The organism is Caulobacter segnis (assembly GCF_023935105.1).
Classification (GTDB): Bacteria; Pseudomonadota; Alphaproteobacteria; order Caulobacterales; family Caulobacteraceae; genus Caulobacter; species Caulobacter segnis_B.
On sequence record NZ_CP096040.1, the window covers coordinates 2,109,148 to 2,125,145 of the forward strand.

The 15,998-nt window shown below is 68.3% G+C and carries 15 protein-coding genes; 8 read left to right on the forward strand and 7 right to left on the reverse strand.

Annotation, left to right across the window (positions count from 1 at the left end; genetic code table 11):
- The first annotated feature begins 60 nt into the window (after positions 1-60).
- The 3 genes from ppc (at position 61) to MZV50_RS10370 (ending at position 5,269) form a co-directional block, all read left to right on the forward strand.
- Entirely contained in the window at positions 61-2,790 is a 2,730-nt protein-coding gene (ppc, locus tag MZV50_RS10360) for a phosphoenolpyruvate carboxylase (protein ID WP_252634459.1), read from the forward strand.
- A gap of 691 nt (positions 2,791-3,481) precedes the next feature.
- Positions 3,482-4,156 carry a bifunctional 4-hydroxy-2-oxoglutarate aldolase/2-dehydro-3-deoxy-phosphogluconate aldolase gene (locus tag MZV50_RS10365; RefSeq protein ID WP_125157944.1) on the forward strand — a complete coding sequence of 225 codons (675 nt, stop codon included), beginning with the start codon at positions 3,482-3,484 and terminating at the stop codon, positions 4,154-4,156.
- A 6-nt stretch (positions 4,157-4,162) separates the two neighbouring features.
- Positions 4,163-5,269, forward strand: a complete 1,107-nt coding sequence (locus tag MZV50_RS10370; protein ID WP_252634461.1) for a sugar kinase — start codon at positions 4,163-4,165, stop codon at positions 5,267-5,269.
- On the opposite strand, the gene MZV50_RS10375 is transcribed toward MZV50_RS10370, so the two are convergent.
- The 3 genes from MZV50_RS10375 to MZV50_RS10390 all read right to left on the reverse strand — a co-directional run bounded on the left by MZV50_RS10375 (position 5,259) and on the right by MZV50_RS10390 (position 7,321).
- The gene (locus tag MZV50_RS10375; RefSeq protein WP_252634462.1) at positions 5,259-5,525 is read right to left on the reverse strand and encodes a hypothetical protein; all 267 of its coding nucleotides are present in this window, start codon (positions 5,523-5,525) and stop codon (positions 5,259-5,261) included. The genes MZV50_RS10370 and MZV50_RS10375 overlap by 11 nt on opposite strands.
- 807 nt (positions 5,526-6,332) lie before the next feature.
- A complete protein-coding gene (locus tag MZV50_RS10385) occupies positions 6,333-7,013 on the reverse strand; it encodes a hypothetical protein (protein ID WP_252634463.1) in 681 nt (226 codons plus the stop codon).
- Positions 7,013-7,321, reverse strand: coding sequence for a DUF1244 domain-containing protein (locus tag MZV50_RS10390; RefSeq protein ID WP_252634465.1), 309 nt, complete (start codon positions 7,319-7,321; stop codon positions 7,013-7,015). Before MZV50_RS10390 ends, MZV50_RS10385 begins: the two co-directional genes overlap by 1 nt.
- Before the next feature lie 102 nt (positions 7,322-7,423).
- Here MZV50_RS10390 and pip point away from each other — a divergent pair, with 102 nt between their 5' ends.
- On the forward strand, positions 7,424-8,509 hold the full coding sequence (gene pip, locus MZV50_RS10395; protein WP_252634467.1) for a prolyl aminopeptidase: 1,086 nt from the start codon (positions 7,424-7,426) through the stop codon (positions 8,507-8,509).
- 100 nt (positions 8,510-8,609) lie between these two features.
- Positions 8,610-9,338: a hypothetical protein gene (locus MZV50_RS10400; protein WP_252634468.1), complete on the forward strand. Its 729-nt coding sequence runs from the start codon at positions 8,610-8,612 to the stop codon at positions 9,336-9,338.
- A gap of 11 nt (positions 9,339-9,349) precedes the next feature.
- On the opposite strand, the gene MZV50_RS10405 is transcribed toward MZV50_RS10400, so the two are convergent.
- Positions 9,350-9,865, reverse strand: a complete 516-nt coding sequence (locus MZV50_RS10405) for a PIN domain-containing protein (RefSeq protein ID WP_252634470.1) — start codon at positions 9,863-9,865, stop codon at positions 9,350-9,352.
- On the reverse strand, positions 9,865-10,113 hold the full coding sequence (locus MZV50_RS10410) for a type II toxin-antitoxin system Phd/YefM family antitoxin (protein WP_252634471.1): 249 nt from the start codon (positions 10,111-10,113) through the stop codon (positions 9,865-9,867). Before MZV50_RS10410 ends, MZV50_RS10405 begins: the two co-directional genes overlap by 1 nt.
- 233 nt (positions 10,114-10,346) lie before the next feature.
- Here MZV50_RS10410 and MZV50_RS10415 point away from each other — a divergent pair, with 233 nt between their 5' ends.
- The 3 genes from MZV50_RS10415 (at position 10,347) to MZV50_RS10425 (ending at position 13,078) form a co-directional block, all read left to right on the forward strand.
- Complete coding sequence (locus MZV50_RS10415; protein WP_252634473.1) at positions 10,347-11,711, forward strand: cation:proton antiporter; 1,365 nt, start codon at positions 10,347-10,349, stop codon at positions 11,709-11,711.
- 225 nt (positions 11,712-11,936) lie between these two features.
- The gene (locus MZV50_RS10420) at positions 11,937-12,218 is read left to right on the forward strand and encodes a hypothetical protein (protein WP_252634474.1); all 282 of its coding nucleotides are present in this window, start codon (positions 11,937-11,939) and stop codon (positions 12,216-12,218) included.
- Between the two features lie 290 nt (positions 12,219-12,508).
- Positions 12,509-13,078, forward strand: coding sequence for a hypothetical protein (locus MZV50_RS10425; RefSeq protein ID WP_252634476.1), 570 nt, complete (start codon positions 12,509-12,511; stop codon positions 13,076-13,078).
- 20 nt (positions 13,079-13,098) lie between these two features.
- Here MZV50_RS10425 and MZV50_RS10430 read toward each other — a convergent pair whose 3' ends face one another.
- Complete coding sequence (locus MZV50_RS10430; RefSeq protein WP_252634478.1) at positions 13,099-14,652, reverse strand: tryptophan halogenase family protein; 1,554 nt, start codon at positions 14,650-14,652, stop codon at positions 13,099-13,101.
- 36 nt (positions 14,653-14,688) lie between these two features.
- Complete coding sequence (locus tag MZV50_RS10435; protein ID WP_252634480.1) at positions 14,689-15,927, reverse strand: PQQ-dependent sugar dehydrogenase; 1,239 nt, start codon at positions 15,925-15,927, stop codon at positions 14,689-14,691.
- Positions 15,928-15,998 lie beyond the last annotated feature (71 nt).

Here is a 15,998-nt window from a genome sequence, read left to right on the forward strand (position 1 = left end):
GCCTTCTCGTGATCCATTCCAGTACGGGGCGATCGCTGTCGTCGCCCCTGGAGTCCGCGCATGCGCAATCCGGCCCTGTCGATCGACGTCGACCGTCCGACCAGCCGCCACGTCCGCCAGAACGCCAATCTGCTCAGTGACCTGCTGATCGAGGCGATTACCTATCTGGAAGGCGAGGAGGCGGCCGCCTTGGTGGCCAAGGCGCGCATGGCGGCGTCGCGCGAGGACGTGGCCAACGGCGACGCGCCGGTGCTGGACCACCTGTTCGCCAACCTCTCGACCGACCAGGCCGTGTTCCTGGCCCGCGCCTTCGCCAGCCACTCGCTGCTGGCCAATATCGGCGAGGACGTCGCCGGCCGCCGCCGCCACGCCGAGGTCGACGCCCAGCCGGGCGACGAGCGCCCCCGCACCCTGGTCGACGCCGTCCGCGTCCTGAAGGACCACGGCAAGACCGACGCCGAGCTGGCCAAGATCTTCGCGGCCATGAACGTCGTGCCGGTGCTGACCGCCCACCCCACCGAGGTGCGTCGCCGCAGCATGGTCGATCGCGAGACTGAGATCTCGCGCCTGATGGCGCTGCGCCGTCACCATCTGCCGCCGGACCTGGACGCCGAGATCCGCGAGGGTCTGTTCCGCGAGATCGCCCTGATGTGGCGGACGCGCCTGTACCGTCCCGAGCGGATCACCGTGAAGGACGAGATCCGCAACGCCCTGTCGATCGTCCGCACCTCGATCCTGCCGGCGATCATCGACCTGTATGGCGACTGGACCGGGAAGATCGGGCAACACGGCCATCTGGCGCCGCTGCTCAAGATGGGCTCGTGGCTGGGCGGCGACCGCGACGGCCACCCCGGCGTCAACGGCGACACCCTCAAGCTGGCTTTCGCCAGCCAGTCGCGGGTGATCCTGGACTGGTACGCCGGCGAGGTGCGCAAGCTGTGGTCGAACCTGGCCGTTTCGACGGCCTATACGCCGGTCTCCGAGGAACTGCTGGCCCTGGCCGCCCAGACCAAGGACCCTTCGGTCCACCGCCTGGACGAACCGTATCGCCTGGCCCTGGAGCTGATCTTCGACCGGCTGACGGCCGTGTCCCAGAAGCTGACCGGCCAGCCGGTCGCCTTCGCCAACGGCGACACCGACGTCGAGCCCTACGGCCATCCGGACGCCTTCGTCGCCGATCTGGGCGTCATTATCGACAGCCTGGAGCGCAACGGCGGCGAGCGCCTGGTCGGCTCGGCCCTGCGCACCCTGGTCGAGGTGGCCAAGGCCTGCGGCTTCCACCTGATGAGCCTGGACCTGCGCCAGAACGCCGACGTCCACGAGCGGACCCTGGACGAGCTGTTCCGGCGGGCCGGCACGGGCGCGGCGTACCTGAAGCTGGACGAGGACGCCCGCTGCAAGGTGCTGATCGAGGAGCTGTCGCACCAGCGCCCCCTGGTCTCGCCGTTCACCGCCTACAGCGAGGAGACCGCCAAGGAGCTGGCCACCATGGAGGCGGCCGCCCAGGCGGTGCGCGACTACGGCCATGGCTGCATCGGCGCGTACATCATTTCGAAGTCGGCGACCCTGTCCGACATCCTCGAGCCGCTGGTGCTGCTCAAGCAGGTCGGCCTGGTCTGGGGCGGGGCCGCGCCGCGCGCCTCGGTCAAGATCGCGCCGCTGTTCGAGACCATCGGCGACCTGGAGAACGGCCCGGCCGTGCTGCGCCAGTGGCTGGAGCTGCCGCTGGCCCGGACCATCCTGGGCGATCGGCCGGTGCAGGAAATCATGCTCGGCTACTCGGACAGCAACAAGGACGGCGGCTATGTCGCCAGCCGGCGGGGCGTGGCGCGGGGCGCCTCGGCCCTGGCGTTCGAGGCCGACCGAATGGGCGTGGGCCTGCAGCTGTTCCACGGCCGCGGCGGCAGCGTCGGACGCGGCGGCGGTCCGGCCGCCGAGGCCGTGCTGGCCCAGCCGGCCGGCACCGTCCAGGGCCGCATCCGCATGACCGAGCAGGGCGAGATGATCGCCCGCCGCTTCGGCGACCAGCCCACCGCCCGCCGCAACCTCGACGGCCTGGCCGCCGCCGTGCTGATGTCCAGCGAGCGCCCGGTCAATCAGCTCGACCCCAAGGTCGAGGCGGCCATGACCGCCCTGGCCGAGGCCTCGTTCCACGGCTTCCGGGCCCTGGTCTATGACGACCCGGCCTTCGAGGACTTCTTCTGGTCGGTCACCCCGATCAGCGAGATCGTGGGCCTCAACATCGGCAGCCGTCCGGCCAGCCGCACCGCCAGCCGCAAGATCGAGGACCTGCGGGCCATCCCGTGGGTGTTCAGCTGGTCGCAGGCCCGCTTCATGCTGCCGGGCTGGTACGGCTTCGCCTCGGGCGTCGAGCGGGCCGGCCTGTCGGTCGAGCAGCTGCGCGACTTGGCCGGGAACTTCGACTTCTTCGCGTCCCTGCTGTCCAACATGGAGCTGGCCCTGGCCCAGAGCCACATGGGCATCGCCGCCCGCTACGTCGGCCTGTCGCCCGATAAGGTCGACGCCGCGCGGATCTTCGCGACCATCCAGCGTGAGCACGAGGCCGCCTCGGGCCTGGCCCTGGCCATCCGGGGCGGTTCGGCCTTGCTGGACAACCAGCCCGATCTGGCCGAGTCGGTGGCCCTGGCCGGCCGCTCGGTCGATCCGCTGAACCACCTGCAGCTGGAGCTGTTGTCGCGCCGCCGGGCAGGGGACCAGGACGAGGAACTGCGCCTGGCCATCCAGCTGACCGTGGCGGGCATCGCGGCGGGCCTGCGGAATACGGGCTGATCGGGCCCTGACCTTCTAACCGTCTCCCCGGCGAAAGCCGGGGTCCAGATCGAACCCGGAGCTTTTGACACGCTGGCGGGGGCGCATCTCGGATCGCTCAAAACCGATCCGGATGAATCCGGGCCCCGGCTTTCGCCGGGGAAACGGGGAGGGGTGCTGGGGCGGAAATATCCAAACCTGATGAATTTCAAAGTCTTGCTGGCCGCCAAAACCAGGCGCCACGGCGCTTGCGTGAGGCGGCGGTTTCTGATTATCTGCGCATGACACCGGTGGCGAAGTGGCTTGGCCACTTTCCCGGTTTCCGGTGACACCGGTGTCATAACGTTTCGGATTCAGCGTTGTGGTTGGTCCGTCTCGTTTGCGGCTCTTTGAGCTCGCTCCTGCGCAAACTTTTGGGGCGTCGGGGAAATCCGACGCCCTCAATTTTGCGCTCCGGGGCGTACCCGAAGCGCCGACGGAAAGAGGTTCGGGGAAGGAAGCGACGACCAGAGACTTCGCGCGACGGGCCGGCGACCGGCCGTGACGCGCGCGCCCGCGGAACGCTTAGTTTGACGTTGCGGCAAGCCCGGTATGGCGCCGGCGCGCAACGCGGTCTAAGGGAACGCCCTGAGCCACTACCGGCGAAATATTGCGCGCGCGGCGGCCCCAAAAGCCATCCGCGCAAGAACGATCCTTCGGGAAGGAGTTTAAGATGGTGAAAGACCGTATGGCGGTGCTGACCGCCCTGATGGACCAGGGCGTGATCCCGGTGTTCTACCACCCGGACGTCGAGGTCTGTAAGGCCGTGATCCAGGCCTGCGCCGACGGCGGCGCGCCCTGCATCGAGTTCACCAACCGCGGCGACTTCGCCAGCCACGTCTTCTACGAAGTGACCCGCTATTTCGCCGAGGCGGATCCGCGCGTGATCATGGGCGTGGGCTCGATCGTCGACGCCCCGACCGCCGGCATCTACATCGCCAACGGCGCCAAGTTCGTCGTCGGCCCGATCCTGAACGCCGACGTCGCCAAGGTCTGCAACCGCCGCAAGATCCCGTACTCGCCGGGCTGCGGTTCGGCCTCGGAAATCTCGTACGCCGAAGAACTGGGCTGCGAGATCGTCAAGGTGTTCCCGGGTTCGTCGGTCGGCGGCCCCGATTTCGTCAAGGCGGTGCTGGGCCCGATGCCCTGGACCCGCATCATGCCGACGGGCGGCGTCGATCCGGACGAAGCCTCGGTCAAGAAGTGGTTCGGCGCGGGCATCGTCGCCGCCGGCATGGGCTCCAAGCTGATCACGCAAGAGCTGCTGGACGCCAAGGACTACGCGGGCATCACCAAGAAGGTCCGCGAGACGGTAGACCTGATCAAGAAGGTTCGTGGGAAGGCCTAAGACCAAATGACCGACAACATCCTCAACATCCGCCCGGCTTCGGAAACCAAGTGGGACTGCGCGTCCTTCGGTGAAGTGATGCTGCGCTTCGACCCGGGCTTCGGCCGGGTCCGCAACGCCCGTCAGTTCCAGGTCTGGGAAGGCGGCGGCGAGTACAACGTCGCCCGCGCCTTCAAGAAGTGCTGGGGCAAGCGCTCGACGGCCGTGACGGCCCTGCCGGTCAACGACCTGGGCTGGCTGGTCGAGGACCTGATGATGCAGGGTGGCGTCGACACCTCGCACGTCATCTGGCGCGACTTCGACGGCCTGGGCCGCAACACCCGCGTCGGCCTGAACTTCACCGAGAAGGGCTTCGGCGTTCGTCCGGCTCTGGGCTGCTCGGACCGTGGTCACTCGGCCGCCTCGCAGATCCGCCCCGGTGAAGTGAACTGGGAAAAGCTGTTCGGCGAAGAAGGCGTGCGCTGGTTCCACACCGGCGGCATCTTCGCGGCCCTGGCCTCGAACACGGCCGAAGCCGTGATCGAAGCCGTCGAAGTGGCCCGCAAGTACGGCACCGTGATCTCCTACGACCTGAACTACCGCGCCTCGCTGTGGAAGTCTCAGGGCGGCAAGGAAGGCGCCCAGAAGGTCAACCGTCACATCGCCCAGTACGTCGACGTGATGATCGGCAACGAAGAAGACTTCACCGCCTGCCTGGGCTTTGAAGTCGAAGGCCTGGACGAGCACATCAGCGCGATCGACCCGGCCAACTTCAAGAAGATGATCCAGACGGCCGTGAAGGAGTTCCCGAACTTCAAGGTCGCCGCGACCACGCTGCGCAACGCCAAGACCGCCTCGGTCAACGACTGGTCGGCGATCCTGTACGCCGGCGGCGAGTTCTACGCCTCGATGATGCGTGAGAACCTCGAGATCTATGACCGCGTCGGCGGCGGCGATGGCTTCGCCTCGGGCCTGGCCTTCGGCTTCATGGAAGGCAAGGGCCCCCAGGCCGCCGTCGAGTACGGCGCGGCTCACGGCGCCCTGGCCATGACCACCCCGGGCGACACCTCGATGGTGCGCCAGGCGGAAGTCGAGGCCGTGATGAAGGGCAAGGGCGCGCGGGTCATCCGCTAACCTCCTTTTCCCGGAAGAATGAGGAAAAGCCCTCGGTCGCAAGACCGGGGGCTTTTTCTTGGCCGAGGTTCTCGAGTGGCGGGCGGTAGGTCCCGTTGGTGATGTCCTGCTGGCGCTTCTGTTCGAGCAGTTCGGCGTAGCGCACGAACCGCCCAATGATCTTGTCCGCGAGCCAGCGCTTTGCGTGCTTGCGACGGCGGCTGGAGCGTGATTGGCCAGGGCGGTGCTTGGGGCGGGGATTTCGGGGCAGGGGCATGGCATCTTCCAAATCCTCCCCCAGCGGGGGAGGTGGCGCGAAGCGCCGGAGGGGGAAGTCCGCCGAACTTGCCGCTTCCCCCTCCGTCGCCCGTTCGGGTCGACACCTCCCCCGCTGGGGGGAGGATTGAGGAGGGCGTGCCGAAGCGACCCGACGGCGGACCGTGGGAAGTGGGGAGGGATGCGGAGCGCCGGGCCACGCCCGGAGTTCTGTGTGTGTTGATACCGTTTCGACGCAGATCGACGCTCCGCGCGGTCGTTTTCCGTCAGCGTCCCGTCAGGTGGCCCTGTTCAGGCCTTACCGGGACCCGGGCCTCCGAGTTTCCTCGGAAGTCCGAAGGTCGAAGAGGGCGGATCAATACTGATCAGGACAGACCCTTTTACCTCCAACCACGCCGACGGCGGGCGGGTCTGGCCAGCAACCAGATCCCCGGACCGTTCGAGTATCCCCCTCGAACCTGTCCCCGCTCGACCGCCCCCCAAAGCCGCGAAGGTCGCTGGCCGCGCGCCCTCCCCAGTGCTTCGAGGTGAGAGCAGGATAGGGCGGGTTCTAGGGCGGGGGACAAAGAGCGGTGAATGCTCGTGCCGTCCATCTCCCTCTCCCTTGGGAGAGGGCGGGGCCCATGCGCAGCGGTGGGAGGGTGAGGGGAAAAGCCCCGACCGATAAAATCTCAGAGCGTTCAGCGGCTTGCGCGGCCTGGAAGACCGGCTTCGCTTAAGCCCTCACCCTTCCACCGCTGCGCGGCGGGCCCCGCCCTCTCTCAAAGAGAGAGGGATTTATGCCCGTCCTCCGACGAGTATATCCCCGCTACTTCGTCGAGAAGCTCAGCCCCGACGGCATCGCCGGGACCCCGTCGGTCGAAGCGAAGTTCCTGTGGTTGGCGCTGTTGAAGCCGATCCAGTAGGCGCGGCCGGGCGCCAGCCGGCAGGTCATCGAGAAGCTGCGGCGGTCGGCCGACTGGACCGGCTTGCCGTCACAGGGCGGGGTGCTGGCCGCGTCGCGGTTCACGAAGGACCAACTGGCCCGCATTGGCCGGTCGAAGGTGACCTTCAGGGTCAGCGGTCCGGACGGCGCGACCGCGCCGGCGGAGGGATAGGTCTCGACCACGCGCGGCGGCCCTTGTGGCGCGGCTTGGCCCGACAGGGCTAGGGCGGTAAAGCCGCCGATCAGGGACGCCAGGACGATCATCGCGAGAACTCCAAGGAGGACGGGCCAGCCCAGCCGGACGGCCTGGGGCATGACGGCCATGTTTCGGATCCGGGTCGCCCCGGCCACCCCGATTTTCTCGTCACGATTTTCTTGGGCGACCCGCCGCGCCAGCTCGCGGCTGCTGCCCACGCCGGTCTTGCGACGGGCCTCGCGCAGTCGCTCATTGACCGCGCCCTCGGTGGTCCCCAAGGCGTTGGCGGCGCTCTTGGCCGTGTGGCCTTCCGCCAGCAACAACAGGGCCTGGCGCTCAGCGTCGGACAGCCGCGAGAGGTCCGGCATCAGGCCTCGCCGCGCAGCGTCTTGTTCAGCGCCACGCTGGCCTCCATCCGGGCCAGTTGCTCGGGCGTGGCCGGGGTCTGGTGCTTGGCCTTCCACTCGGCCTGCGGCATGCCGTAGATCGCCTCGCGGGCCTGGTCCTTGGTCAGGGCGCCGTCCGAGGCCTCCTCGACCCAGTCGGCCAGGCAGTTGCGGCAGAAGCCGGCCAGGCCCATCAGGTCGACGTTCTGGGCGTCGGCGCGCATCCGCAGGTGCTGGACCAGGCGGCGGAAAGCGGCGGCGGCGTGGCGGTCTTCGATGTCGATGGTCATGGCGTTTCGCTCGGGGCTTCACTCGGATTGGGGCCGTATTTCCTCTAGAGACTAAGGCGACGCGGCGCGAGAGTGCGCGGCCTCACCCGACAGGATTCGATCATGGACTTCTCGCGGCTTCGCACGACCAGCAAGGTCACCAACGAGTGGACCTATCCGCAAGGGGCGCCCCTTCGCACCGGCTGGCTGCGGGTCGATACGGCGCCCGACCACGAGCTCTACTGGGAGGAATACGGCCGCGCCGACGGCGAGCCGGTGATGTTCCTGCACGGCGGTCCCGGCGGGGCCTGCGCGCCGGTGATGTCGCGCTTCTTCGATCCAGACCGCTACCGCGTGATCCTGTTCGACCAGCGCGGCTGCGGCAAGAGCCGCCCGACCGTCGCCGCCGACGGTCCGGAAAAGGCCCTGGCCCACAACACCACCGACCACCTGGTCTCCGACATCAACGCCCTGCGCGACGCGCTGGGCATCGGCGGCAAGATGCATGTGTTCGGCGGCAGCTGGGGCAGCACGCTGGCGCTGGTCTATGCGATCCGGAACCCCGAAAAGGTGGCCTCGCTGATCCTGCGCGGCATCTTCCTGGGGTCCAAGGAAGACCTGCTCTACATGTACCAGGGCAACGCCGCGACGTTCGCCGAGCAGCCCTACGCCTTGACCGAGCCGGGCGCCTACATCGCCTATCCCGATGAATGGAAGGCCTTCGTCGAGGTCATCGACCCGGCCCGGCGCAGCGACATGATGGGGGCCTACAAGGCGATCTTCGACATGGTCCCGGCCTCCGACGCCGAGCGCGCCCGCCAGCTGGAGGCGGCCCTGGCCTGGTCGGTCTGGGAGGGGACGATCTCGAACATGATCCCGGCCGACGAGGACGCGGGCAAGTTCGGCGAGGCCGAGTTCGCCCTGTGCTTCGCCCAGATCGAGGCGCACTTCTTCGCCAACGACCTGTTCCTGAAGGCCAACGAGATCACCGACGGGGTCGGGGCGCTGAAGGGCGTTCCAGTCCACATCGTCCATGGCCGCTTCGACCAGGTCTGCCCGCTGACGCAGGCCTCGCGGCTGGTCCAGGCCCTGGAGGCCGCGGGCATGCCGCCGGCGACCTACGTCCGCACAGACGCCGGCCACAGCGCCATGGAGGCCCAGACGGTCCTGGCGCTGACGGCGATCATGGACGGGCTGCCCCCGATCTAGCGGCGTCTCCGAACCGGGCATCACGATCGCGCGCCTGACGGAACGGCCCGGGCCAGTCCCGGGTTGAACCGTCATGGATCAATCGTGCGAGGTCACGAAGATGTCGTCGCCAGTTCAAAGGCTGTCCGTGGCCGTGCTGGCGCTGTGCGTGGGAATGGGGACGGCCGACGCGGCGCTGGCGGGGAAGCAGCAGAAGGACGCGCCCACGAAGGAGGCGCCCAAGGTTCCCCAGACCTCGGCCGAGGCCAATACCGACAATCTGGGCTCGGCCGTCGTCGCGCCGCTGCGCGACATCAACGTCGTGCGCTCGCAGATCCCCGACCTGCTGAAGCAGGCCGTGGCGGACCCCTATACGCCCCCCAAGCCGGGCTGCGAGCCTCTGAAGGCCGAGATCGACAATCTCGACGCCGTGTTGGGCGACGACTACGACGACCCCAAGGACGACAACAAGGGCGAGAGCCTCTCCAAGCCGGTCCTGGGCGTGGTGGCCAGCACCATCACCGATGTCATCCCCATGCGCGGCTGGGTCCGCCGCCTGACCGGGGCCGAGCGCCACGACCAGCAGGTGCGCGACGCGATCAAGGCCGGCTTCGTGCGGCGCGGCTATCTGAAGGGCCTCTACAACGCCGGCACCTGCAAGGGGAACCGCACGGTGTTCGTGGCCGCAAAGCCCGTGCCCAAGCCGGTGTTCGTGGCCGCCGAGCCGGCCCCGCCGGTCCTGGTGGCGGCGACCGCCGCGCAAGCGCAAGCGCCCGTGCCCGTCGCCGCGCCGCTGGCGCCGTTCACCACCTTGCACGTCGCGACGTCGGACACGGCGGGCGTGCCGTAGGTCGCGGCGTTCTAGCCCCGCACGAAGATGTTGCGCAGCCACTGGCTGCCGGCCCTGGCGGCCTGGCCCCAGTCTTCCTCGTCGTCCAGGGCTTCGGGCTTGTAGCCGATCGGGTTGAACACCTTCAGGCGCGGGACCTTGGCGAAGGCGGCCGTGTCGCGGGTGGCCAAGGTCAGGCCGTGCTCCAAGGCAGTGGCGGCCAGCAGGGCGTCGCGGCTGTCGGCCAGGGGCACGTGGGCTCGGCGGCGCACGACGGCGGCGTCGATCGCCAGGATCCGCCCTTCGAAGGCGGGGATGACGCGGTTGTCCAGCCAGTCGCGCAGGGCCAGGCCGCCATTGCGGTCCTTGGGGGCTCTGTCCTTGCGATCGGCGCGGGCGACGGCGGTCTCCAGCTCCAGCAGGGTCAGGGCCGAGACGAACAGGCTCGAGCGCGTGGCCTTGGCGGCCCAGGCCGCCAGCCCCGCGTCCGCGCCACCGGCCTTGGCGTTGCGCAGCTCGAAGACGATGTCGGTGTCCAGAAGGTGCATCAGGGCTGGCTCCGGCGGTCCCATGTGTCGGCCTGGCGGGAGGCGTCCAGGTCCACGGCGGGCAGGCCGGGCATGGCCAGCAGGTCGACGATTGTTTCGGTCTGGCCGATCAGCCGGCGATAGGTCTCCACGCTCATCAGCACGTGGGTCGGGCGGCCGCGGTCGGTGACGAACACCGGCTCGATTCTGGCCGCGCGTTTGGCCTGGCTGACATCCTGGTTGAACTCGCGACTGGTGACGATCTTCATCCGCGTCTTCTCCGGCCGCCCGAAAGCGAGCTCCTGCAGCCTACGCTGACAGGGCTGTCTTGTAGGTACGTTACTACATAGTGTCGTTCCGGCAACAGATAATTGGCCAACGAAAACAATCGACTGACAAGGTTGTCAAAAACGCGTTCGACGCATTGCGCTCGCATCGTTTTCCTGCGCGGCATGGGGGCAAGGCGCAAAGCCAAGACGACATCATTAGGGGGCTCAAGACAGTGTCAGACCTACTCGCGCAGACGATGGCCGTAGCGAGCGACCTGCTGAACAAGCACGGGCCGGCCACGCAGGCTGCCGCGAAAAGCTTCTCGCCGACCGACTTTTCCGTGCACTTCTTCCTGCAGCTGGCCGTGATCGTGCTGGCTTGCCGCGTGGTCGGCTGGCTGGGCCAGAAGCTGCTGAAGCAGCCCCAGGTGGTCGGCGAGATGATCGCCGGCGTGGTGCTGGGCCCGTCGCTGCTGGGCCTGCTGTGGCCCGACCTGCAGGCCGCGATCTTCCCCAAGGAGACCAAGAACATGCTGTATGTCGGCGCCCAGTTGGGCGTGGGCCTCTACATGTTCATGGTCGGCACCAGCTTCCAGGCGGGCCACTTCAAGGCCAAGGCCAAGAGCGCCATGAGCGTGTCGTTCGCCGGCATCGCCGCGCCGTTCGTCATCGCCGCCATCATCACCCCGTTCCTGCTGAAGGTTCCGGGCCTGTTCGCCCCGAGTATCACCCAGGCCAACGCGACCCTGTTCATGGGCGCCTGCATCGCCCTGACCGCCTTCCCGATGCTGGCCCGGATCATCAACGAGCGCGGCCTGGCCAAGACCTCGCTGGGCACGCTGTCCCTGACCGCCGGCGCCTTCGATGACGCGGTGTCGTGGTGCGTGCTGGCCCTGGTGCTGGCGACGTTCGGCGGTGGCCCCGGCGTTGCGGGCCTGGCCATCGGCGGCGGCCTGCTGTGGGTGCTGTTCGTCACCACGATGGGCCCGAAGATCCTGGCCCCGCTGGGCCGCATGGTCGAGCGCGACGGCGAGATGACCACCTCGACCCTGGCCCTGGTGATCCTGGCCTTCTGCGTCTCGGCCTTCCTGATGGACGCCGTGGGCATCCACGCCATCTTCGGCGGCTTCATCCTGGGCGTGGTCATGCCGCGTGGCCTGCTGGTCGAGGAACTGAAGAAGAAGGTCGAGCCGATCGCGGTGGTCCTGCTGCTGCCGATGTTCTTCACCTATTCGGGCCTCCACACCCGCATGGACATGGTCAATTCGCCCCAGCTGCTGCTGATCGCCCTGGGCGTGCTGGCGGCCTCGGTCCTGGCCAAGTGGGGCGCCTGCTACGTCGCCGCCCGCTTCACCGGCGAGAACCACCACACCGCCATGGGCATCGGCGCGCTGATGAACTCGCGCGGCCTGATGGAGCTGATCATCATCAATATCGGCCTGCAGAAGGGCATCATCGGCCCGACCCTGTTCTCGATGCTGGTGCTGATGGCGATCGTCACCACGGTGATGGCCAGCCCGCTGTTCGAGGTGGTCTACGGCAAGAAGGCCCGCGAGAGCGGCGAACTGGGCGCGGTCCCGGACGGCGCCCGAGCCTAGGATCCTCTTCAAGAGTCGCTTCCCTGGGCCCGCTTCGGCGGGTCCTTTTCTTTGCGAGAGCGTCCGTTTCGGCGCGGTCCGGAAAAACCAAGATCCCATAGTGAAGTCAGTGGCTTAGCTCCGGATCGGAGTCGCCTTTCCGACACAGGAACGTAAAGCCGTCGGCCCCCGTTTGCACCTCGCTCCGCCGCTTCGGCGAGGCCAATCACAGGGACGCAGACGACCATGAACGAGAACCGCGACAACCAGGGCCTGCAGCAGCAACCGAACGACGCCCAGCGTCAGCAAGCCGGTCAGCAGAACCAGCAAGGCGAAACCCGCCAGCCGCAACAGCAGCCCTCCAACCCGCAGCAGGCCCAGCCGGGTCAGCAGAACCAGCAAGCCGACCGTCGCCAAGGCGAAGGCGTCGAAGGCACGGACCAGGAGGGTCTGAACGACGGTGGCGTCACCGGTGGCAACGGCGACATCCGCCCGGACCGCACGGGCGACGGCGGCGCCGAGCGTTGATCCAGGAAGGGGCCGCCATAGAGCGGCCCTTTCTCTTTCACGAAGCCGGCCTTTTCGCCTTACGCCCAGCCACTGGTCGACGCGGCGATAGCAAAAGCCAGACTTCGGGACCGCCGCATCGGCCCGCCGTTCTTCCGCAATCAAGCATGGCCGCGCTCGGCGGTCGGGCTCTTCGCCAATCAGGGATGCTCAAGCGATGCGATCGATCCTTCTGATGCTTCTCGGGGTGCCGCTTCCCCTCGTCCTGCTTCTCGCCTTCTGCACGCATCACTTCTAAGGCGGATCCAGTCATGTCCAACGGATCCGATTTCATGAGCCCCGACGTCGCGCCGGACGAGACGCGGTCGGCGGTCAGCTGGGAGGCGATCCTGGCCGGCGCGGCGGCGACCGTCGCCGTGCTCTTCGTCCTGCTGTCGCTCTGCGCCGGGTTCGGCCTGAAGATGACCCCCCGCTGGCCGGGTGGCGTTTCGGCCGAGGACTTCACGCCGATCCTGGGCGCGGCCTTCGTGGCCTGCCAGATCCTGGCCAGCATGCTGGGCGGCTATCTGGCCGGCCGCCTGCGGACCAAGTGGCTGCACGTTCACGACCACGAGGTCCATTTCCGCGACACCGCCCATGGTCTTCTGGCCTGGGCCGCGAGCGTCGTGGGCCTTCTGCTTCTGGGCGCCCTGGCGGCCCCGACCGGGCCCGCCGCCACGCCGGCTCCGGCGGACATGGTCCGGGCCGCTCATATTGGCGCGCAGCTCTCGCTGTTCCTGGGCATCGGCGCCCTGGCCAGCGCCTTCTCGGCCAGCGTCGCCGCGGCGATCGGCGGGATGCGGCGCGACGACATGCACAAGCTGTATCGCACGCCGTCCTAGGCGGCGATCGCGCGAGGGCCTTACGCGCCCTCCAACGCCGTGTCGAAGCCGAACTGGTTGATCTGGGCGATCAGGTCGCGATGGCTGGGCAGGTCCTGGGTCGCCCGGTCGGCGAAGCCGCGGATCTTGGCGAACAGCCTGGCCGCCTCGGCCACGTCGGGAAACTCGCCGGCGCCGTCCGTCAGGTCGGTGCGAAAGCCCATGCCGTACAGAATGTACTGGTAGTTGAAGAAGGCGAAGGTCTCGAGATCGAGGATGAAGTCGAACCGCGCGGGCGGGCGATGGCGCCATTGCTCCAGGAGGTCGACCAGCCGTTCCGGGATCGAGGCCGGATCGGTGTTCTCGCGCCAGAACCGCTCGGGGCGCCGGCTGAGCGCGTAGTGCAGCTTCAGAAAGACGATGATGTTATCGTAGCGGGCCGTCATCAGCTCGTTGAAACGGCGCGCGGGGGCGCTGACCGGGCCCGAGTGCGGGAACAGCTCGGCGATCATCGCCACCGCCGCCTCGATCAGTACGACGCCCGTCGACTCCAGCGGCTCCAGGAAACCAGCTGACAGGCCCACGGCCACGCAGTTCTTGATCCACTGCTTTTCGCGATAGCCGGCGTCGAAGGTGATCTTGCGCGTCTCGATCTCGGCGCCGCCGACATAGTCGCGCAGGATCGCCTCGGCGCGGTCGTCGTCGATGTGGTCGCTGGAATAGACGCAGCCGACGCCGCGGCCGTGGGCCAGGGCGATGTCCCAGGTCCAGCCGGCCTCGTGGGCGGTGGCGACCGTGTAGCTCTGGATCGGCGCGTCCGGCCGCTCGTAGGGCGCGCGGCAGGCCACGGCGCGGTCGGCGAACAGCACGCCGCGCGCCGACTTGAACGGTGAGCCCAGGGCCTTGCCGATCAGCTCGGCGCGGAAGCCGGTGCAATCGACATAGAGGTCGGCCGAGAGGTCGCCGTGTTCGGGAGAGACGACGTGGGCGATGGCGCCGGTCTCGTCCAGCACGGCTTCCGAGAGATTGCCGCGCAGATGCTTCACGCCCAGCTCGCGCGCCCGTTCGGCCAGCACCCCGGCCAGCTTGGCGGCGTCGAAGTGGTAGGCGTAGTTCAGCGGGCCGGCGAAATCGCTCTCGTGCGGGCGCTTTGGCGCGCGCTGGGCGTCGGCGACACGGGCCTGGATGGTGACGGCCTCAGCGAACGGCGCGCGGCCGGCCTCGTCCTGCAGCAGCCAGTAGGGGGCCAGGCTGGTCCCCTCGGTCGAGAACGGCGCCTCGAACGGGTGAAAGAAGCTGTGGCGGCGACCGTCATCGGGCGCGCGCGCCCAGTCGACGAACCGGATGCCCTGCTTGAAGGTCGCCGAGGTCTGGCGGATGAACGCCGCCTCGTCGATCCCCAGGAAGCGCAGGGTGTTGCGGATGGTGGGGAAGGTGGCCTCGCCGACGCCGATAATCCCGATCTCGGGCGACTCCAGCAGGGTGATCTCCAGATGCGCCTGCTCGGCCACGCGCAGGGCCTTGGCCAGATAGGCGGCCGTCAGCCATCCGGCCGTGCCGCCGCCCACGATCAGGATGCTTCGCCTGCGTTGCATGGGGGTTAGATAGCAGGGTTCGGCGAGGCGGTGGCTCTACTTCTTCGGCGTGATCTTGATCAGCTTGCCGTCGTCCTCGTCGGTGACGACGTAGATAGCGCCGTCCGGGCCGGCCACGACGTCGCGGACGCGGCCGCCGATGTCGGTGAACAGGCGCTCCTCGCCGACCACCTTGCCGTCCTTGAGCACCAGGCGGTCGACGTGCTGCTCCTTCAGCGAGCCGATCAGCAGGCTATGCTTGAGGCCCGGGAAAAGGTCACTTTCGTAGAAGGCCATGCCCGAGGGCGCGATCACCGGATCCCAATAGTAGACCGGCTGCTCCAGGCCGTCCTTCTGGGTGATGCCGTCGCCGATCGGCTTGCCGGAATATTCCTCGCCATAGGTGATGGTGGCCCAGCCGTAGTTCTTGCCCGCCTCGGGATGGTTCAGCTCGTCGCCGCCCTTGGCGCCGTGCTCGACGGTCCACAGCTTGCCGTTGGGATCCAGGGCGGCGGCCTGCAGGTTGCGGTGGCCGTAGGACCAGATCTCGGGCTTGGCGCCGGGCGTGCTGACGAAGGGATTGTCGGACGGGATCGAGCCATCGGCGTTGGTCCGCACGACCTTGCCGAGGGTGGCGTCCAGCTTCTGGGCCTGGACGCGGCCTTCCGGGATCGAGCGCTCGCCGGTGGTGATGAATAGCTTGCCGTCCGGCGCGAAGACCAGGCGGCCGCCGAAGTGCAGGGCGCTGTCCATCTTGGGCGCCTGGCGCCAGATGACCTGGACGTTCTCCAGCTTCGGGTTCGGACCCAGGACCAGCTTGCCGCGCGCGGCGGCCGTGCCGTTCACCCCGCCTTCGGCCTCGGAGAAGGTCCAGTAGACGAGGCCGTTGCTGGCGTAGTTCGGATCGATGGCCACGCCCAGCAGGCCGCCCTGGCCCTCGGCGAACACGGCGGGCAGGCCGGCGACGGCTGGCGACAGCTTGCCGTCCTTGCCCAGCACCCGCAGGCGGCCGGCGCGCTCGGTGACCAGGATCTCACCCGAGGGCAGGAAGGCCAGGCCCCAAGGATGGTCGAGGCCGCTGGCCAGGGTCGTGTACTGGCCGACGGTGTGGGAGTTCAGGCCCGGGGCGCGGGTCTGGTTGGCGAAGGCGGGCTTCTGCTCGGGCGCGTTGGGCGGGCGGCTCTCGACGGGCGCGCCGGCCTGGCCGGGTTGGGCGCCAGGCTGGGCTGGGGCGGGACCACAGGCGACCAGGGCGGCGGCGAGGGCGGCGGAAGCGGCGAGCAGGGAGGGACGCATGGCCACGACCTTAAGCCGGTTTCCGTGACGGCGGCTACCCGGATTTAGGTCGCTAAATCGGCAGCTCGCGC